Annotated in this window: 22 protein-coding genes; 8 read left to right on the forward strand and 14 right to left on the reverse strand. The window is 59.2% G+C overall.

Annotation, left to right across the window (positions count from 1 at the left end; all coding sequences use genetic code 11):
* The first annotated feature begins 147 nt into the window (after positions 1 to 147).
* Positions 148 to 1206: a transporter substrate-binding domain-containing protein gene (locus ACR0JA_RS19495; protein ID WP_480578643.1), complete on the forward strand. Its 1059-nt coding sequence runs from the start codon at positions 148 to 150 to the stop codon at positions 1204 to 1206.
* Here the strand turns inward: ACR0JA_RS19495 and ACR0JA_RS19500 are convergent.
* From ACR0JA_RS19500 to ACR0JA_RS19515, 4 genes are all read right to left on the reverse strand, one after another.
* Positions 1203 to 1541: a hypothetical protein gene (locus tag ACR0JA_RS19500; protein WP_480578645.1), complete on the reverse strand. Its 339-nt coding sequence runs from the start codon at positions 1539 to 1541 to the stop codon at positions 1203 to 1205. The genes ACR0JA_RS19495 and ACR0JA_RS19500 overlap by 4 nt on opposite strands.
* A 92-nt stretch (positions 1542 to 1633) precedes the next feature.
* A complete protein-coding gene (locus ACR0JA_RS19505; RefSeq protein WP_480578647.1) occupies positions 1634 to 2038 on the reverse strand; it encodes a hypothetical protein in 405 nt (134 codons plus the stop codon).
* Between the two features lie 185 nt (positions 2039 to 2223).
* Entirely contained in the window at positions 2224 to 3051 is an 828-nt protein-coding gene (gene dapD / locus ACR0JA_RS19510) for a 2,3,4,5-tetrahydropyridine-2,6-dicarboxylate N-succinyltransferase (RefSeq protein WP_480578649.1), read from the reverse strand.
* 108 nt (positions 3052 to 3159) lie between these two features.
* Complete coding sequence (locus ACR0JA_RS19515) at positions 3160 to 4077, reverse strand: threonine/serine dehydratase (RefSeq protein WP_480578651.1); 918 nt, start codon at positions 4075 to 4077, stop codon at positions 3160 to 3162.
* A gap of 79 nt (positions 4078 to 4156) precedes the next feature.
* Between ACR0JA_RS19515 and ACR0JA_RS19520 the strand changes: the two genes are divergently transcribed.
* Entirely contained in the window at positions 4157 to 4999 is an 843-nt protein-coding gene (locus ACR0JA_RS19520; protein WP_480578653.1) for an LOG family protein, read from the forward strand.
* A 3-nt stretch (positions 5000 to 5002) separates the two neighbouring features.
* A complete protein-coding gene (locus ACR0JA_RS19525) occupies positions 5003 to 6100 on the forward strand; it encodes a cystathionine gamma-lyase (RefSeq protein WP_480578655.1) in 1098 nt (365 codons plus the stop codon).
* Here the strand turns inward: ACR0JA_RS19525 and ACR0JA_RS19530 are convergent, their stop codons facing one another.
* Positions 6101 to 6484 carry a hypothetical protein gene (locus ACR0JA_RS19530; RefSeq protein ID WP_480578657.1) on the reverse strand — a complete coding sequence of 128 codons (384 nt, stop codon included), beginning with the start codon at positions 6482 to 6484 and terminating at the stop codon, positions 6101 to 6103. It abuts the gene before it with no gap.
* 161 nt (positions 6485 to 6645) lie between these two features.
* Between ACR0JA_RS19530 and ACR0JA_RS19535 the strand changes: the two genes are divergently transcribed.
* Complete coding sequence (locus ACR0JA_RS19535; protein ID WP_480578659.1) at positions 6646 to 7563, forward strand: DnaJ C-terminal domain-containing protein; 918 nt, start codon at positions 6646 to 6648, stop codon at positions 7561 to 7563.
* Positions 7560 to 7904, forward strand: a complete 345-nt coding sequence (locus ACR0JA_RS19540; protein WP_480578661.1) for a hypothetical protein — start codon at positions 7560 to 7562, stop codon at positions 7902 to 7904. The genes ACR0JA_RS19535 and ACR0JA_RS19540 overlap by 4 nt, the downstream gene beginning before the upstream one ends.
* 12 nt (positions 7905 to 7916) lie before the next feature.
* Here ACR0JA_RS19540 and ACR0JA_RS19545 read toward each other — a convergent pair whose 3' ends face one another.
* The 5 genes from ACR0JA_RS19545 to ACR0JA_RS19565 all read right to left on the reverse strand — a co-directional run bounded on the left by ACR0JA_RS19545 (position 7917) and on the right by ACR0JA_RS19565 (position 11424).
* The gene (locus ACR0JA_RS19545) at positions 7917 to 8540 is read right to left on the reverse strand and encodes a cytochrome P460 family protein (RefSeq protein ID WP_480578663.1); all 624 of its coding nucleotides are present in this window, start codon (positions 8538 to 8540) and stop codon (positions 7917 to 7919) included.
* 226 nt (positions 8541 to 8766) lie between these two features.
* Positions 8767 to 9954 (reverse strand): dual-specificity RNA methyltransferase RlmN, encoded by a 1188-nt coding sequence (gene rlmN / locus ACR0JA_RS19550; RefSeq protein ID WP_480578665.1) that lies wholly within the window; start codon positions 9952 to 9954, stop codon positions 8767 to 8769.
* 134 nt (positions 9955 to 10088) lie between these two features.
* On the reverse strand, positions 10089 to 10466 hold the full coding sequence (locus ACR0JA_RS19555) for a lysozyme inhibitor LprI family protein (protein WP_480578667.1): 378 nt from the start codon (positions 10464 to 10466) through the stop codon (positions 10089 to 10091).
* Positions 10467 to 10556: 90 nt separating this feature from the next.
* Entirely contained in the window at positions 10557 to 10724 is a 168-nt protein-coding gene (locus ACR0JA_RS19560; RefSeq protein ID WP_480578669.1) for a hypothetical protein, read from the reverse strand.
* A 166-nt stretch (positions 10725 to 10890) separates the two neighbouring features.
* Positions 10891 to 11424 carry an invasion associated locus B family protein gene (locus ACR0JA_RS19565; protein ID WP_480578671.1) on the reverse strand — a complete coding sequence of 178 codons (534 nt, stop codon included), beginning with the start codon at positions 11422 to 11424 and terminating at the stop codon, positions 10891 to 10893.
* A 180-nt stretch (positions 11425 to 11604) separates the two neighbouring features.
* On the opposite strand from ACR0JA_RS19565, the gene ACR0JA_RS19570 reads away from it, so the two are divergent.
* Complete coding sequence (locus ACR0JA_RS19570) at positions 11605 to 12603, forward strand: asparaginase (protein ID WP_480578672.1); 999 nt, start codon at positions 11605 to 11607, stop codon at positions 12601 to 12603.
* 3 nt (positions 12604 to 12606) lie between these two features.
* Here the strand turns inward: ACR0JA_RS19570 and ACR0JA_RS19575 are convergent, their stop codons facing one another.
* Genes ACR0JA_RS19575 through ACR0JA_RS19585 form a run of 3 tightly spaced genes read right to left on the reverse strand, consistent with a single transcriptional unit; the run spans position 12607 to position 13696 of the window.
* Positions 12607 to 12927 (reverse strand): YciI family protein, encoded by a 321-nt coding sequence (locus tag ACR0JA_RS19575; RefSeq protein ID WP_480578674.1) that lies wholly within the window; start codon positions 12925 to 12927, stop codon positions 12607 to 12609.
* 23 nt (positions 12928 to 12950) lie between these two features.
* Entirely contained in the window at positions 12951 to 13379 is a 429-nt protein-coding gene (locus ACR0JA_RS19580) for an SRPBCC family protein (protein ID WP_480578676.1), read from the reverse strand.
* Positions 13367 to 13696 (reverse strand): ArsR/SmtB family transcription factor, encoded by a 330-nt coding sequence (locus ACR0JA_RS19585; RefSeq protein ID WP_480578678.1) that lies wholly within the window; start codon positions 13694 to 13696, stop codon positions 13367 to 13369. The genes ACR0JA_RS19580 and ACR0JA_RS19585 overlap by 13 nt, the downstream gene beginning before the upstream one ends.
* A gap of 191 nt (positions 13697 to 13887) precedes the next feature.
* Between ACR0JA_RS19585 and ACR0JA_RS19590 the strand changes: the two genes are divergently transcribed.
* Both ACR0JA_RS19590 and ACR0JA_RS19595 read left to right on the forward strand, forming a co-directional pair.
* A complete protein-coding gene (locus ACR0JA_RS19590) occupies positions 13888 to 14196 on the forward strand; it encodes a hypothetical protein (protein ID WP_480578680.1) in 309 nt (102 codons plus the stop codon).
* Positions 14197 to 14213: 17 nt separating this feature from the next.
* Positions 14214 to 16529: a caspase family protein gene (locus ACR0JA_RS19595; protein ID WP_480578682.1), complete on the forward strand. Its 2316-nt coding sequence runs from the start codon at positions 14214 to 14216 to the stop codon at positions 16527 to 16529.
* 6 nt (positions 16530 to 16535) lie between these two features.
* Here ACR0JA_RS19595 and serB read toward each other — a convergent pair whose 3' ends face one another.
* Positions 16536 to 17411 (reverse strand): phosphoserine phosphatase SerB, encoded by an 876-nt coding sequence (gene serB / locus ACR0JA_RS19600; protein ID WP_480578684.1) that lies wholly within the window; start codon positions 17409 to 17411, stop codon positions 16536 to 16538.
* Positions 17412 to 17458: the final 47 nt, after the last annotated feature.

Below are 17458 nucleotides of genomic sequence, written 5' to 3' on the forward strand. Positions count from 1 at the left end.
TTGCCAACCCCGACAGCGCAAAATTTCTGATGATTTGTCTAAAGTTCAACTCTACCGCACCAGGAAAATCAACGCCGTTGACCCAGTGTCCGCCTTGCCGTGCATCACCCAATTGCGTTACAGCGCCGCGAAACAGGTTTTTTGACAATGATGCGCGTATTCTTCGCCCTGATCTGCCTGACCTTCTCGGTTCTTGCCCAGCAAAGTCAGGCACAGACGCTGACGGTGACAACAGTTACCCGTCCTCCGTTTTCCTATGTCGAGGACGGCGCCGAAACCGGGTTTTCCATGGATCTGCTGGCCGCCTTGGCCGAGTCGCTGAACTGGGACTATGAAGTGCGTCGCGTCACAAGTTTTGGCGAAATGCTTGGGGCCGTTCAACAGGGCGATGCAGATCTGGCGATTGCCAACATTTCGATCACCGCATCGCGCGAGACGATGATGGATTTCAGCCAGCCGATCTTTGAGGCCGGTTTGCAGATCATGGTGCCCTCGGACGCGGCGCGCAGGCCATCGCTGTTGCAGGCGCTGCTATCGCGCGAGCTGTTCATCGCGATAGGTCTCGCCTTTGCCATTCTGCTGGGCGGCGGCATGCTGATGTGGGGATTTGAACGCCGCGCTCAGCCCTATTTCGACCGCAAGCTGAACGAGGCGTGGTTTCCCTCCTTCTGGTGGGCGCTCAACCTGGTGGTCAATGGCGGTTTCGAGGAGCGGATGCCGCGCACCCCGTTTGGCCGGTTGCTGGGGGTTGTGCTGGTGGTGTCATCGCTGTTCATCGTATCGGTCTTTACCGCCCGGATCACCTCGGTCATGACAGTGGATGCGATCACCGGCAGCGTGAATTCGGTCAACGACCTTTATGGCAAAGAGGTTGGCACCATATCTGATTCCACCGCTGCCAGTTTCCTGAACCGGCGCGAGATTGAGTTCACCGGTTATCCCGGCCTGCAGGAAATGCTGACCGCGTTCGAACAAGAAGAGTTGAACGCGGTGGTGTTCGACGCACCAATCCTGTCCTATTACGCCTCGCACGAAGGCCGGCGCATCGCGACGATGACGGGTGGTGTATTCCTGCGCGAGAATTACGGGATCGCCTTCCCAACGGGTTCACCCCTGGTTGAGGACGTCAATCAGGCGCTGCTCGCCTTGCGTGAAGACGGCACCTATGACGAGATCTACCGAAACTGGTTCGGGATGCAGAATTAATCCTCATCCCCGAAGAACGGGGTCATCTGCGCGACGATGACGGCGTTTTCGTCCAGCGCCCGCTGCATCAGAGCGCGTTCGTCCGTGTCGATGTCATGCCCTTGCGCCTCGCGCTCGGCCAACGTGCCATAGCCGGTCACATCGAGCGGAGCCGTATCGGCCTGCTTCAGGATCGCCACGGTTTCGCGCACCGCCTCGGCCTCATCGACACCGCTGGCAAAACACATCAACGCCGCCCCGGTCGCTCCTTCGGGCAAGCCGTCACCGTCCTTGCGGCCAATCTGGACCAGAAGGGTATAGACCTGCTGGCGCGAGGGTTTTTTCTGCTTTTCCATGGAGAGGGGCCTTAGCGGTGTGGGCGGGCGCGGTCAAGTTTGTGTCGCGGTTGATAGAAATGTCCGATTCGAGCCCAAAGTGGACATCAATGCTATTGTAGACGCAGAACACCATCCGATATTTTTATTTGAATGTCTTTGCCCTCATCTATCGGAAAGCAACGGTAGTCTGCGCCGTGGCGAAGAAGGAAATCCGCTTGGAAGCGGTATCGCTCGCATGAACCGTCTTTTGAATAGAAAGTCAGATAAGTCCAACGCTCGGGAACTTTCTTTCCATACCAGCATGCAGACGGTCCGATATCGAATTCGGTCCTATCAAGATGATGATAGGCGGGAGCGAAACAAGCGTACTGCCAACCGTCTTCTGGAACTTCAGCCAACCCAATCTCAGTCGTGTCGGATATCGTCGTAACCTTTGTCGTTGCACTCCAAATCATAGCCGTAACAACAACTCCGAGCCCGCAGAGCAACGCAGACATCGCGATTTTTTCCTTCAACGTTTTACCCTTACTGATTTGGTCGCCTTGCAGGAGAGTAACCATCGATTAGCTGAATAACCAACGGCAGCAAAGTCCGCAGAGCAGACACTTCAAGCGCGATGCTCCTTAGCTAAATCCACTAAGACATACCAAAACCCCGGTGATTTTCACCGGGGCTCTGCATGTTCAGATGTGCGTTTCAATCAGTCCCGCAGCAGCTCGTTGATCCCGGTTTTCGAGCGCGTCTTCTCATCCACACGTTTGACGATAACCGCGCAGTAGAGGCTGATGTTGTTCTTGGAGGGCATCGAACCGGCCACGACCACCGAATAGGGCGGTACTTCGCCATAGGTCACTTCGCCGGTTTCGCGATCCACGATCTTGGTGGATTTGCCGATGAACACGCCCATGCCCAGAACCGAGCCTTCGCGGACAATGCAGCCTTCGACCACTTCCGAACGCGCGCCGATAAAGCAGTTGTCCTCGATGATGGTCGGACCTGCCTGCATCGGTTCCAGAACGCCACCGATGCCGACGCCACCCGACAGGTGGACGTTCTTACCGATCTGCGCGCATGACCCGACGGTGGCCCAGGTATCGACCATGGTGCCTTCGTCCACATAGGCACCCAGGTTCACGAATGACGGCATCAGCACAACGCCCGGCGCGATATAGGCCGATTTGCGTACGACGCAGTTCGGAACCGCGCGGAAACCTGCGGCATGCCACTGGTTCTCACCCCAACCGGCGAACTTGCTGTCCACTTTGTCCCACCAGCCGCCAGCCTGCGGGCCGCCGTTCTGGATTTCCATGTCCTTGATGCGAAAGCCCAGCAGCACGGCCTTTTTGGCCCACTGGTTCACATGCCAATCACCGCTCTCCTGCTTTTCCGCCACACGCAGCGAACCGCTGTCCAGCGCGTTCAGGGTATCCTCGATCGCCTCGCGCTGTTCGCCTGTGGTGGCTGGGCTGATGGTGTCGCGCGCCTCCCAGGCGGCTTCGATGGCGGCTTCTAGTTGCGCGTTGGACATTGAGGGGCTCCCTACAGACTCTGTTCACGTTGGTCTTGCCTATACGCAAGCGAAAGACTGGCTGCAATGCGACGCAGAAGGCACAAATTGCGGCTCAATGCCCGAGACTCAGAGCGGCAGCGGATCAGGAGAGATGTTTCCGCCGCAGATCAGAACCGCGACGCGTTCGCCGGGCGCAGGTCGGTAAGCCCCGGCCAACAGCGCGGCCAATGCGGTTGCACCCGCCGGTTCCACCAGAATCCGGTGCGCCCGCCAAAGGGTCTGTTGCGCCTGCAGAATGGCCGCATCGCTTACCAGCACTGATGTCACGTCCTGCGCCAGATCAAAGCAGATCGACCCGATCCGCCGCGCGCCCAGCGCATTGGCCGCGACGCCTGAAACAGAAACATCCACCGGCGCACCCGCCTGCAGGGCGGCATTCAGCGCGCAAGAGGTTTCGGGCTCGACCGCAACAACCTTGCGCGCGCCCTGCAACCAGGCCAGAGCGCCCGCAATCAAGCCACCGCCGCCAACCGCAATCAGAACGGTATCCGCTTGCAAACCCTGCGCCTCCCATTCGGCAAAACAAGTGCCCTGCCCGGCCACGGTGGCTGGCGCGTCATAGGCGTGGATCTGCATCGCGCCTGTGGCTTCTTCGTGGGCCTGCGCTCCGGTCAGCGCGTTGGCGTATTCGCCGGGCACCACGCTCAGACCCGCGCCGGTCTGTTCGATCAGGGCAATCTTGGACGGTCCGGCGATTTCCGGGACAAAGATCTTGGCCGGGTAGCCCAGCGACCGCGCCGCATATGCCGCCGCAGCACCGTGATTGCCACCCGATGCGGCCACCACACCGGCCTTGGGCACATCCTGGCTGAGCAGCGTGTTGAACGCCCCCCGCGCCTTGAAGCTGCCGGTGTGCTGAAGATGTTCAAGCTTCATCTCGACCGGATATTCCAGCCCCAAGGCGCGGCTTTCCATCACCGGCGTGATCTGTGCGTAACCGTCGATCCGTGCGGCGGCGGCCGAAATCTCACTCTTCCAGTTCATTCTTGTTCTTCCGTGTCTGGCGCTCTGCCCGCGAACCCTATAGCTGTTTGGAAAACACGCAAGCAGGGATCGTTGCCCCATGAGAGAAGACCGCCTCAGCCCCTTCCGCGACGCGCAGACCGACCGTTCGACCGCAAGCGAGGTGCCGGACACGCCGCAGACACGTTCATCCGCCTATCGCCTTGCCTTTGCCGATGACGATTTCCTGTGCCGGGATGAACTGCGCCCGGTGCGTCTGCAACTGGAATTGCTGAAGCCCGAAATGCTGATGACCGAGCGTGAAATCGCTTCGACCATTGTGATGTTCGGCGGCGCGCGCATTCCCGAACCCGCGCAGAAACACACGGCGCGGACCGAAACGCTGGCTGGTCTGTCGAAATACTATGACGAAGCGCGTGAGTTCGCCCGGCTGATGACCGAGAAGTCGAACGAGACAGGGGGCCGCGAGAGCGTGATTGTCACCGGTGGTGGCCCCGGCGTGATGGAGGCGGGCAATCGCGGTGCGCAGGATGCGGCTGGCTGTTCCATCGGTCTGAACATCGTACTTCCGCACGAGCAGGCACCGAACCTATACGTGACGCCCGAGCTCAGCTTCAACTTTCACTATTTCGCCATTCGCAAGATGCATTTCCTGATGCGCGCCCGCGCCATCACCATCTTCCCCGGCGGCTTTGGTACGATGGACGAACTGTTCGAATCGCTGACGCTTATTCAAACCGGCCGGATGGATCGCGTGCCCTTCCTGCTGTTCGGGCGCGAGTTCTGGGAGAAGGTCATAAATTGGGAGGCTCTGGCCGACGCCGGGACCATCTCGGACGAGGACCTGGACCTGTTCCGCTTTGTCGACACCGCGCAAGAGGCTGTGGACATCATCGAAAACTGGGAACCCGCCCCGCCGCGCGACGAAATTCCGGGGCGCTGAGCGATGGCCCCGAAACCCGGAGAAATGTTGCACCTTCGCGGCAACGCGCTGAACAAGGGCGATCCGGTGGCGTTGCCCCTGACGCAAAGCAGCATGTTCCACCTGCCCGGCGCGCCCGACGGGCATTCCACCTATGGTCGCGTAGACAATCCGACATGGGTGCATCTGGAGCATGTGCTGTCTCATCTCGAAGACGCGCCCTGCCTGTCGTTTCCATCCGGCATGGCGGCAATCTCGGCGGCGCTGTTTGCAACCGTGCAGGCCGGTTCTCGCGTATTGATCCCATCGGACGGTTATTACGTCACGCGCCTGCTCGCCGACCGTTTCCTCTCGCGTCTGGGTGTCGATGTTGAAGAGCGTCCGACGACAGCATTTGCCGATGGCGGGTTTGACGGGTTCGATGTTGTCTTTGTCGAAAGCCCTTCGAACCCCGGGCTGGACATGATCGACCTTGCCGCAGTTGCCACAGCGGTCCGCTCGGCTGGGGGTATCACGATTGCCGATAACACAACCATGACTCCACTGGGCCAACGCCCGTTGGATCTGGGGATCGACGTTGTTGTGTCGTCTGATACCAAAGCGATGGGCGGGCATTCTGACCTGCTGATGGGCCATGTCGCCAGCCGCGACGCGCACATCATGGAACGGGTCGAGGAATGGCGAAAGGTCAGTGGCGCGATACCGGGACCCCACGAAGCTTGGTTGCTGCATCGTGGGCTGGAAACGCTGGATGTCCGGTTTGACCGGATGTGCACCTCGGCTCAGGTGCTGTCCGAGCGGTTGGCAGCGCATCCGGCCGTGGATCAGGTCCGCTACCCCGGCCTTCCGGGCGACCCATCGCACACATTGGCGACAGCCCAAACCGCGCGGTTTGGTTTCTTGCTGTCCCTGACACTGGAAAGCGAGGACAAGGCCGAGGCGTTTATCAACGCCTGCCCGATGCTGCGCCCGGCAACGTCCTTTGGTGGCGTCCACAGTTCCGCCGAACGCCGCGCGCGCTGGGGCGACGACGTGAACCCGGGTTTTGTCCGCCTTTCAGTCGGGTGCGAGCCGGTTGAAGAGCTTTGGCAGGCTCTCAGCAACAGCCTGAACGCGCTGTGACTATTTCTTGGGTTCGCGCAGTTCGGTGAACACATAGATCGGCAACACAATGCTGCCGATCAGCGCCCCCAGCCAGACCAGCAGAGTCGCCGCCAACAGGTTGGAAACACCCCCGATGGTCAGCCCTGCGGTAATCAGATCGGTCACCAGCAGGCCGACAAAGGTGACGATCAATGCGATCCCCCCTTTCAGCGCAGGCGCTTTCTTTTCGCCCAGTTTGAGGATCAACGGCTCGGCGATCAATTGCACCACCGTAAAGACGATTACCACAATGATGAACGAGATCGGCTTGATCGCGAATCCCGTCAGCAGCAATGACGCAAGCAGCAACCCCAGGGCATTACCGGCCAGCAAGGCCAGAGCGGACTTAATTCGGCGCGACATGCAGGAACCCTCATGTGATGTAACAATCTGACTTATGCAGATATTACCAGATCATTTGGTTTTGGCGAGGAATTTCAAAAGGCTCTTCCTTTTGACCGGTTGAAAACGCATGATAAAATACATTCATCAAGATCAGACAGCCCCCGACCCGCGAGAGTGAGATGAGCGACGATCCCTATTCCGTGCTTGGCGTCGCAAAAGACGCCAGCGCCGCCGACATCAAGAAAGCCTATCGGCGCATCGCCAAGGATTGCCACCCCGATCTGAAACCCGGGGATGCCGAAGCTGAGGCCAAGTTCAAGGCCGCTGCTGCAGCCTATGACTTGCTGAAAGATCCCGAGACGCGGGCGCGATACGACAAGGGCGAGATTGACGCCTCGGGTCAGGAACGGCCGAAGCAACACTATTATCGCGAATATGCCGAGGCCGCCGGGAACCCCTATCGCGGGCGCCAGGCGGACCCCGATGACATGTCTGACATCTTCGCCGAATTCATGCGCGGTCGCGGCGGCTATGGCCAACGCAGCCCCGAATTTCACGCGCCCGGTCATAACCTGAACTACTCGCTTCAGATCAGTTTTCTGGATGCCGTTTTTGGGGCCAGCCAAAAGCTGACCCTGCCCGATGGCGACCGGATCGAGGTCAAGATTCCCGCCGGGATCACCGATGGCCAGACTATCCGCCTGCGCGGCAAAGGCGCGCCGGGCTATGGCGACGGACCGGCTGGCGATGCGCTGGTTACGGTTTCGGTGGCAAAGCACCCCGTCTTTGATCGCCAGGGTGACGACATCCACATCTCATTGCCGATCACGATTGATGAGGCGATCCTGGGCGGCAAGGTCCCTGCGCCGACAATTGACGGCGGTGTCAACGTGACCGTTCCGGCGGGTACAAGCAGCGGCAAGACCCTGCGGCTGCGCGGCAAGGGGGTCAAGAAGCGCGGCTCTGCAGATCGCGGGGATCAGTTGATCGAACTGACCGTCACCCTGCCGGACACCATCGATGACGATTTGAAACAGTTCATGGAAACATGGCGCGAAACGCACAGCTATGATCCGCGCAAAGGAATGGCGTCATGACCCGTACCCTGACCGAAGACGAACTGATTGCCGCCATCACCCGCCTGACATCGGACCGGCTGAGCGATTATCTTGCCGCTGAAATCGTGATCCCCGAGCAATCCGATCAGGGCCTTGTCTATCGCACTTTGGATGTCGCCCGGCTGGAACTGGCTTGCGAGTTGCACGACCAGTACGAGATGGAGGCCGACGCGTTGTCGATGATGATCTCGTTGATTGACCAGATGCACGGCCTGCGCGCGGAGTTGCGCGAAGTGCTGAACGCGGTCGATGCGCAGCCCGACCCGGTGCGCAGTCAGATGATCGAGGTGATTGGCGCCGCGCGGTTCACCCGGCGCTGATCCAACCGACCTTCATTCGGCGACGCGATAGTCTTCGGGCACGTAGAACGTATAGTCGCGATCTGCCACAGCTTCGTGGCAGACATGGCAATACTCGACCTCTGACGCGCGGAACCCCATCGTGTCACCGAACAACGAACCATCGGGCATCACCATGATGTAGCGCCAGTCGGCTGTCTCGGGGTTGGTGCCTTTTGGCAGCTTCTCCATCACAAACAGCGCCCCGGGGTGGACATTGCCCTCATCCGTCACGGTCATGCTGTCCTTGGCCAGAACCGAGCCCACGGGCAGCACCTCACCCGGCTGCAAAGTCGCGTAGTTATGCGCCATGCGATTGGCATAGCTGTTCACATAGCGCTGACCGTGCGTGGCCGAAATATACGGCGCATCATTGAACAGCGGCCACGCCTGATAGTTCAGAAGCAGATCCAGCTGAGCAGCCGCGTATCCCCGCGCCATGCGTCGTATCAGAGACTTGTAGTGTTTCTGCGCCTCGTCCTTGGACAAATCCGCCGGGTTTTCGATGGCCAGATGTGCATCCTGTTCGCTTGTCTGCGCGGATGCGGTCGAAAGACCAAGACCCAAGACGAATAGCGCTACTGCAACTTCAAAAATCAATCTATGTCGTGCAATCATAATATTGGCCCACCTGAGTGATCCGTTCACTTGAATGCCGCTTGCCAAGCAATAGGAAGGATAGCGGCCCTGAACAATCTTGCCAGAACCGCCCCGACCTTCTCACCATCTTGTGCGCAAAGGTGAAGTCCCCGGGCCGAGGCCGCTCTGATTTAAATATAACAAAAACTGCATATAGGTGCAGCAACCGCAAACATTAAGTTTAAAGGCCCCTGTTATTAGGGTCTTAACCGTTCAATCCCGCCTCAGCCTCGATCTGTTTGCGAGATTTGCGGGCGCGTTCGGTCGCTGATTTCAACTGACCGCAGGCGGCCATGATGTCCTCGCCCCGGGTCTTGCGAATTGGTGAGGCGTAACCCGCCTGATAGATGATATTCGCAAAGGCCCTGATCCGGTTGTTCGAGCTGCGCTTGTAGGGCGCGCCCGGCCACTCGTTGAACGGGATCAGATTGATCTTGGCCGGAATGTTGTGGCGCTTGATATGTGCAATCAGACGATGAGCATCCTCGTCGCTGTCATTGACACCGTCCAGCATCACATATTCAAAGGTGATCCGTTCCGAGTTCGATGCATTCGGATAGCTGGCCAGGGCCTGCAACAGCTCTTCGATGTTCCAACGTTTGTTGATCGGCACCAGAACGTCGCGGGTCTCATCCGTGGTAGCATGGAAGGAGATCGCCAGCAGGCAGCCGATTTCCTCGGCGGTGCGCGCGATCTCGGGCACCACGCCGCTGGTCGACAAGGTAATCCGACGGCGCGACAGGGAAATCCCCTCGGGATCCATCGCGATCTTCATCGCATCGCGGACGTTTTCGAAGTTATAGAGCGGCTCACCCATGCCCATCAGAACGATGTTTGACAGCAGGCGGGTTTCATCCTTGGGTGCGCCCGGGATCGGCCATTCCTCAAGATCGTCACGGGCCATCATCACCTGACCGACAATCTCGGCCGCTGTCAGGTTGCGCACCAGCTTCTGAGTACCAGTATGGCAGAAGGAACAGGTCAGCGTGCAGCCGACCTGAGACGAAATACACAGCGTGCCACGGTCATCCTCGGGGATATAGACCACCTCGACCTCATGCCCGCCGGCGATGCGACACAGGTATTTCCGGGTCCCGTCCTCCGAGACCTGACGGGTCACCACCTCGGGAATTTCGATCACGAAAGATTCCGCCAATTGCGCGCGATAGGCTTTGGCGAGGTTGGTCATCTCAGCAAAATCGCGCACGCCCCATTGATAGATCCACTGCCAAATCTGGCCGGTGCGCATCTTGGCTTGCTTTTCAGGCGTGCCGTTTTCGATCAGCACGTCGCGCAGCTGGTCGCGGGTCAGGCCAACAAGGTTGATCTTCCCCTCGGGCAGTTTGCGGGGGATGGTCATGACATCCTGGGTGATCGGCGCTTTGGCTGACATGTGCTGGTCTCAGAGATTCTGGCTTGGGATGCGCCTCTATATAGGAATGTTCGCCAAGATCAAAAGAAATCGTCGCCGAAATAGATTTGCACGCATCGCTGCCAGATATGCCAAGCCGATCAAAGCGCCGACAGTCAGTTCGCGAAGCTCAGCAATTCATCCACCCGGGCCCGACCCAGATCAACCCGGCAGGCCGTGATCGCGATGCCGGTTCCGGACCCTCCGCCGAACGAAGCTCCGATCGCTTCACATTGCGCATCGCGATAGGCCGCCCACGCGGTCTGCGATGCCTCAAGCGCAGGTATCGCCACATCGCGACCCGTAACCTCGTCCAATTCCTGTGCTGCGCCTTGCGCCAATCCATACGCAGTTTCGACCGCGATATTCACGCGGCCTTCCATCCCCGAGACACAGTTTCCGATCTCGACCTGCGATCCGGCGTCGATGCATTCCATAGTCGGATCCGCCAACGCGGCGCAAGGAAGGCTTGCAAAGATCAGTATCCAGCGCATGAAAATCTCCTGCTTGGTTCGCCTATTTCACCACCCTAGCACACTCAACCGCGTGGCCGCAGCACAGGGCGGCGCTGCGGCCTATCCGCCTTAGTTGACGGCCGGAGGAATGTAACAATCGGCAGCATCCAGTTTCTGCACCGGATCCTCGGGACCGCATTGTTCGCCAGAGATCGGATAGGTATCGATATCTTTTTCGCAACCGCTGACCAGTGCTACGGCCAGCATGAGGAATGCGGCAAATAGGGGTCTGAACATTGGGGGAAGCTCCTTCGTTGTCCTGAACTGAATAGTTCAGAAACCTGGAAAAGCCTCTTTGACACGGATCAAACGAAACCGGCGACGTCGCGTCAGATCAGCCACGTTTTTTGGGCGCGGCAGCCCAAACTCGGGGGGGTGGGGCTGTATGTCGGTCAGGATCAGATCAGTTGGTGCAGCGCTTTTCCGCGTCTTCCAGCGCGGCAGTAAAGCCCAAAAGGGAAAACGTGTCTTTGGTCTGCGTGCCGCGTTCGGACCGGGCGGTCAGAACAGCCTCGGTGCCGCGTTTCATTGCGGTGACAATCTTGGCATCATCGGCGGCAGTTGCGGGCCACGCCCATTCGCCATCTGTGAACAGTTCAAAATCGGTTCCGTCCACAACCAGATTAACGGTCGACCCAGATGCAAAGGGATATCCGCCCGTAAAGGTCACCTGACCTTTCACCTCGGCGTTGGGGCGATAGAACACGAATAGCAGGATATCGCTGCGTCGGACCGAGACCACACGCCCGCCGCGGGTGTTAACGGTTTCCTTGGGGGCGGACACGCTCCAGCATTCGGTGGGTTCATCCTCGACAAACACGCTCCAATCAGTCTTTGCCGCAACCCGGTTCGTGCTTGTCGCCTGCTGTGCGGATACGGCTGTTGCCATTCCTGCCACACACAAGCCCGCAATCACGCGGACAAGTTTTGATCCCATTTGTCCAGCCTCCTAGCTCGCCCCATACCTCATATCCATCGGACTTGGCTGCGAACCCTGCCGGTTCGTCTATGATAAGTTGCGCATTCCGATGATTGCCGACATACACACACTATCGCAGGTTTCGCCACAGGCGAAAGGGCAATTGGCAGAATTTTGCGCATATAGCGGAGGACCCAGATGACGCAGCCGGTAGCGATGACAGAACTTTGGCGCGGACCATTGTTGGAGAGCCTGCATCTGGGGCACGCAGTGATCTGCGATGACGCTGGCCAGATCGTGCAGAGCTGGGGCGATCCACAGGCGGTGATCTTTCCGCGATCCTCGGCCAAGATGATCCAGGCACTGCCGCTGATCACGTCCGGTGCAGCAGCGAAATACGGATTGAATTCCGAACATTTGGCGTTGGCCTGTGCTTCACATAACGGTGCGGCGATCCATACGGAACGGGTATCGGCCTGGCTGGACCATCTGGGTCTGAACGAGTCCGATCTGCGCTGCGGTCCGCAGGAACCGCAGGACATGGCTGCCCGGGACGGTCTGATCCTGGCCGATGATACGCCTTGCCAGATCCACAACAATTGCTCGGGCAAGCATTGCGGCTTTCTGACCGTTGCTCAGCATATGGGTGCGGGGCCGGAATATCTTGCGATCGACCATCCGGTACAGCAGGCGTGTCTGGCTGCATTCGAAGAGACCACCGCCGAAACCAGCCCGGCCTACGGCATTGACGGGTGTTCCGCCCCGAACTTTGCCTCATCACTCGCAGGGCTTGCGCGGTCAATGGCGTGGTTTGCCAGTGCCGCAGATCGGTCAGACCGGGCCAGCGACGCAGCGCAGCAATTGACCGCAGCGATGATCAAACATCCCGAATTGGTCGCCGGAGAATCGCGCGCCTGTACCGAGTTGATGCGCGCCATGAACGGACGCGCTTCGATCAAGACCGGGGCCGAAGCCGTCTTCGTCGCCATCGTTCCAGAAAAACGACTGGGCATTGCACTGAAGATCACCGACGGCACCACCCGCGCCAGCGAATGCGCCATCGCAGCCATTCTTGTGCATCTGGGGGTGCTGGAGGCCGATCACCCGGCCACCCGCAAATTCATGAATGCCACGCAATACAGCCGCCGCGGGCTGGAATGCGGGGTGATCAGACCTGCGCCGGGTTTCCCCGGCTAAGGCTCACATCTCGATTTCGTGCACCTCGGCCACTTCGACCGAGCCGGATCCGTTCACGACCATAGGACAGCCCTTGGCCATTTCGGTCGCGGCATCCATGCTGTCGGCATTGATGACAGTAAAGCCCGAGGCCGGGTTGGCCCCGCCATTGTCGACGACACCGCCGCTGCTGACGGTATAGGACTGGCCAACCGGGTTGCCGGGAATGGCCAGCGCCTCGCCCATTGCCCCGAACCATGCGCCCCAGGCGGCCATGGTCGCTTCGATTTCGGCGGGGTCCGTTGGGGTATGGCCACCGTGATAGACAAACAAATATTGGGGCATCTTAGCTCCTCCCTGATGAAAACCTATTTGCAATGTGCTTCGAGCTTGCGCAGCGAAGACGTCCAGCCCTGTTCATGGTTCGCCGCAGCATCGGCATCCGCCAGTTCGCGGTGGTCCACAACCAAACGCGATCCGTTTTCCGTCGCTGATATCGAGAAGATCACATGACTTTCCGGGCCGCGCTTGTCCTGATCGTCGTGCCAGGCCCAAGTGAACCCCACCGAATTCGGAGGGTCCACATGCGTCACCTGACCAGACACCTTGAATTGCTGACCTTCATCGTTCTGCATCACCGAAAACCATGGGCCGAGGCGTGAAAAATCCAGATCGTGTTCGGGCACGTGCACGCCCTCGGGGCCCCACCACTGCAACAGCTTGGCGCCATCGCTGATCCAGGCGAACAGGGTCCGCGAGTCGACGGGAAACACCCGTTCGAGTTTCAGGTCGGCCATGAATTCTCCCTTTCAAGAATGTCGCCCAAACGGTCGAGGCTGTTTTCCCAGAATTGACGCTTCGATATTGTCCAGTCCGCAATGGCCCGTAACCCCTCGGGCTGAATGGAATAGATGCGCTGCGGCCCCTGGATGCGCTGCTGTACCAGCCCTGCTTCGCGCAGCACCTTCAGATGGCGCGAAATGGCCGCACCGGACATGCCTTTGCCATCGATCAGATCAGCAGCGGCCAATTCGCCCTTGTCCATGAGTTGTTCGACAATCGCCAGGCGCGTGGCGTCGGACAGGGCGGAGAAGGTGGCGAGGAGGTTTGACATCCCAAATGTTTAACACAATTGTTAAATAGAGGGCAAGCGTGCGACGCAAACATTCAAAAAAATGCAATATGCGTGAGTTAATTCACATACACTGCCCGGCAGCAGTCTAGAATAGACAGGTATTAACCACGGACGCTATAGTCATAAGCGTATCAGTTGTCTGGTTAACGGTTTATTTGAGGAGACTTATGATGCGTATAGCGTCTACTTCAGTGTTCGTTCTTGGCGCTCTCGTCCTAGCCGGATGTGATTCAACTTGGTCCCAGACCGAACCAATAGCTACGCCAGCAGCGGCAGCGCCTGCGACCACGACCCAACCGGCGACGACGCCCTCCTATTCAGCACCGGCTTCGACAAGCTCGACTTTAGCCGGCGAAGAGCGCGAAGGGCGCGATGGCGGTGACTCAGGCGGCAGTGATGGCGGCGGCGGTGATGGTGGCGACGGCGGTGATGGCGGCGGCGGTGGTGACGGCGGCGGTGGCGGTGGAAGCTGGGGCTGATCTGAAAGGACCGCACGATGTCACGTCTTGGTCTGCGTCATAAAACTGCTTGGTTACTGACAAGTGTTGCGCTTTCGCTGTCGCAACCTGCGGTCTCATTGGCCCAGAGCGACACGGCGACTGCGCAAACCGTCAGCGGAGGCCGGATCGCGATTGTTATTGGCAATCAGGATTACGATGCGGTGAGCGACCTGACCAATGCGCGCAAGGACGCCGAAGACATCGCAGACATGCTGCGCGGGTTCAATTTCAGGGTCTATGACGGCTACGATCTGACCAAGCGCGAGTTCGAAGAACTGATCCGCACAGCTGTCCTCAATATCCCGGATTCGGCGGACGTTCTATTTTATTACGCGGGTCACGGCATTCAGATCGGACGGCGCAATTATCTGCTGCCTGTGGATGCCAAATTCGAAAGCATCTATGACGTGCCGCTGGCGACGATGACCCTGGATCGGGTGATCGACACCCTGTCGGCGCGCAGTGCGGCACATGTGGCTATTCTGGACTCGTGCCGAGACAACCCGTTTCAGGACCTGAGACTGGCTGCCGATCTGGACGCCAACCTGTTTGAAACACGCTCAGGCTTCGACGTGTTCAGCACGCCGTTGAATTCGCTGGTCGCTTATTCAACGTCGCCCGGAGCGGTCGCAAGCGACGGCGATCTGGGGCAGAACAGCCCTTACACGGCCGCTGTACTTGAAACCGTTCAATCGTCGCCATTTGACAATATTCAGCAGCTTTTCCCGGTCATTCGCGAACGGGTCCACAGCTCAACCGCTGGCAAGCAGATCCCGTGGGAAAGCTCGACGCTCGTGCGACCCTTCTATCTGGCGCAGCAACAGGTTGAGACCGAAGACCTGCCTGCAAGCACGGGCGAGGCGCAATCGCTGGACCTGAGCCTTCAATTTGACAAGACGATTCCGCTGACCCAAAGGCTTGAGACCAGCCTTGGTCAGGACATTGTGGATGTGCGCATTGTCGACACCCCGGGACGGGGCAGCGTCAATACCGGCGAATCCGCTTCGGTCGTCTATTTGCCAGAGGTTTCCGACACCCGCGCGGTTGAACTGAGCGGCGGTGGCTTTTCGGACAGTTTCACGGTCGAAGTGGTTACGACCGACCAAAAGACCCAAAGCGTCGATGTTTCCCTGCAACTTGGGATGAACGCTTGCGATATCGAGGCGGGCGATGCGCTTGATATCAATGGTGTCGGCGTCTTTCGCCTGCCCAACGAGTTGAACATCACCAAAGCGCTGGCCGCCTGCGAAGCCGCTGTGTCCGAATATCCGGGCACCGCTCGTTTTAAGTATCAACTCGGGCGCGCGCAGCAAGCAGCGGGCAATGTCGCAGATGCCTACGACAATTTCTCGGCAGCGGCTGAAGCAGGACACATCCGGGCGAAATATGCGCTGGCCATCCTGCTTGACACAGATCGCATCGACCGCGCGGTCACGAAAATCCCGTACGACGCCCAAAAGGCGCGTGATTTGCTTGAGCAAGCCACAGCCGAGCAAGACCCCTATGCGATGCACAACCTTGGCAAAGCGCTGTTGCGGGAAGGCCAAACTGCGGCTGAACAAAAACGCGGCTTTGAATTGCTGGAACGTTCGGTCGAGCTTGGGCACACGTTTTCAATGAACGAGCTTGGCTTGTACTTCCTGCGCGAAAACTCGAACCATTACATTCCCGAACGCGGTATGCGGTATCTGCGCGCATCGGAGCTGCGCAAGGATATCTACGGATATGACAACCTTGCCTATGTTTCGCTGAACGGGCTGGGTGGCAATCCGGTCGATCTGAACCGGGCCGAGGCATATTTTCTGGCTGCAGCCGAAGGTGGTCACCCGACAGCCCCGGCCAGTATCGCGCGAATGATCCTGCGCGATCAGTTGCCGGGCAGAACCCGTGCCGAAGCTTTGCAATGGTACGACACCTCGCTGGAACGCGGAGATGCCTGGGGCGGCGCGAACGGGGCATATATCATTCTCGACGGTCAAGTGCCCGGTCAGGGCCCGGCGGATGCTGCCGTGCGGGCCGCCAAGGCTGCACTGCTGCCGAATGAGGAACCCGCAGGCCGGGCGGATGCTCAGCTTGACCGGATGTCGCAAGACGACCTGAATCGGGCGTTGCAGAAAGCGCTGAACGAATTGGGCGGGAATATCGCGGTTGACGGACAGGTCGGCCCAGCAACGCTTGCTGCGCTGGAAAACATTGCTGCCGAACATGGCGTACCGGTGCCCTATTCGGCCGCGACCGATCCCAAGGCCCGTCTGCTGCTGGCCGCGCGTGTCTACTGGGCGCAAAACCCGGTACGCTTTGATCTGTTCTGACTGCGATCAGACCGCGAAGTCAGCGCGCGCATAGCCCTGAAGGTACAACAACGCAGTCAAGTCGCCGTGGTTGATGCGCACCTCGCATTTTTCCGCGACCGAGGGCTTGGCGTGCAGCGCAACGCCCGTTCCCGCACGACCCAGCATGCCCAGATCGTTGGCACCATCGCCGACAGCGATCACATCCGCCTCGGCTATGCCCAACCGGGTTGAGATCTGCTCAAGCGCCTCGATCTTGGCCTGTCGTCCCAGAATGGGCCGTTGCACATCCCCTGTCAGTTTGCCGTCTTGGGCCAGCAAGGTATTGGCGCGGTTCTCGTCAAAGCCCAACGTCGCGGCGACGCGCGCGGTGAAGGCCGTGAACCCACCCGAGACCAGCGCGGCATAGGCTCCGTTCGCGCGCATCGTTGCTAACAGGCTTTTCCCACCGGGCATCAGGGTGATGCGTTCGTCCAGAACCTTGCCGATCACGCTTTCATCCAGACCTTTCAGCAGACCGACCCGTTCGATCAGCGCGCCTTCAAAATCCAGCTCTCCGTTCATGGCACGGGCGGTGATGTCCTTGACGCGGTCGCCGACACCGGCCTCATCGGCCAACTCGTCGATGCATTCCTGCTGAATCATGGTGCTGTCCATATCGGCCAGCAACATCTTCTTACGCCGCCCTTCCGCAATCTGAACAACCAGATCGACGCCCATGGGCTGCAAGTCGCCCCAGATATCCCACAGATTTGCGGGCTTTCGCGGCAACGGAAACTCAGCTGCTTCGTCCGGGCTCAACCAGCTCACATCGCCGCCACCCCATGCGTTCCGCATCGACTCGACCAACGCCGGTTCCAGCGCTGGCGCTTTGGGATCTGTCAGCAGGGTGGCTATGTACATCTTGGACCTCCGGCAAACTCATCTGCGCATATCGCAGGCGCAGCAAT

This window comes from Ruegeria sp. AM4 (assembly GCF_056540665.1).

Coding starts and splice junctions, on each gene's coding strand:
- ACR0JA_RS19595 (WP_480578682.1), top strand. CDS start 14,214: ATGTCACGTCTTGGTCTGCGTCATAAAACTGCTTGGTTACTGACAAGT.
- ACR0JA_RS19535 (WP_480578659.1), top strand. CDS start 6,646: ATGAGCGACGATCCCTATTCCGTGCTTGGCGTCGCAAAAGACGCCAGC.
- ACR0JA_RS19500 (WP_480578645.1), bottom strand. CDS start 1,541: ATGGAAAAGCAGAAAAAACCCTCGCGCCAGCAGGTCTATACCCTTCTG.
- ACR0JA_RS19570 (WP_480578672.1), top strand. CDS start 11,605: ATGACGCAGCCGGTAGCGATGACAGAACTTTGGCGCGGACCATTGTTG.
- ACR0JA_RS19540 (WP_480578661.1), top strand. CDS start 7,560: ATGACCCGTACCCTGACCGAAGACGAACTGATTGCCGCCATCACCCGC.
- ACR0JA_RS19560 (WP_480578669.1), bottom strand. CDS start 10,724: ATGTTCAGACCCCTATTTGCCGCATTCCTCATGCTGGCCGTAGCACTG.
- ACR0JA_RS19585 (WP_480578678.1), bottom strand. CDS start 13,696: ATGTCAAACCTCCTCGCCACCTTCTCCGCCCTGTCCGACGCCACGCGC.
- rlmN (WP_480578665.1), bottom strand. CDS start 9,954: ATGTCAGCCAAAGCGCCGATCACCCAGGATGTCATGACCATCCCCCGC.
- serB (WP_480578684.1), bottom strand. CDS start 17,411: ATGTACATAGCCACCCTGCTGACAGATCCCAAAGCGCCAGCGCTGGAA.
- ACR0JA_RS19580 (WP_480578676.1), bottom strand. CDS start 13,379: ATGGCCGACCTGAAACTCGAACGGGTGTTTCCCGTCGACTCGCGGACC.
- ACR0JA_RS19565 (WP_480578671.1), bottom strand. CDS start 11,424: ATGGGATCAAAACTTGTCCGCGTGATTGCGGGCTTGTGTGTGGCAGGA.
- ACR0JA_RS19545 (WP_480578663.1), bottom strand. CDS start 8,540: ATGATTGCACGACATAGATTGATTTTTGAAGTTGCAGTAGCGCTATTC.
- ACR0JA_RS19520 (WP_480578653.1), top strand. CDS start 4,157: ATGAGAGAAGACCGCCTCAGCCCCTTCCGCGACGCGCAGACCGACCGT.
- dapD (WP_480578649.1), bottom strand. CDS start 3,051: ATGTCCAACGCGCAACTAGAAGCCGCCATCGAAGCCGCCTGGGAGGCG.
- ACR0JA_RS19530 (WP_480578657.1), bottom strand. CDS start 6,484: ATGTCGCGCCGAATTAAGTCCGCTCTGGCCTTGCTGGCCGGTAATGCC.
- ACR0JA_RS19555 (WP_480578667.1), bottom strand. CDS start 10,466: ATGCGCTGGATACTGATCTTTGCAAGCCTTCCTTGCGCCGCGTTGGCG.
- ACR0JA_RS19495 (WP_480578643.1), top strand. CDS start 148: ATGATGCGCGTATTCTTCGCCCTGATCTGCCTGACCTTCTCGGTTCTT.
- ACR0JA_RS19515 (WP_480578651.1), bottom strand. CDS start 4,077: ATGAACTGGAAGAGTGAGATTTCGGCCGCCGCCGCACGGATCGACGGT.
- ACR0JA_RS19590 (WP_480578680.1), top strand. CDS start 13,888: ATGCGTATAGCGTCTACTTCAGTGTTCGTTCTTGGCGCTCTCGTCCTA.
- ACR0JA_RS19525 (WP_480578655.1), top strand. CDS start 5,003: ATGGCCCCGAAACCCGGAGAAATGTTGCACCTTCGCGGCAACGCGCTG.
- ACR0JA_RS19575 (WP_480578674.1), bottom strand. CDS start 12,927: ATGCCCCAATATTTGTTTGTCTATCACGGTGGCCATACCCCAACGGAC.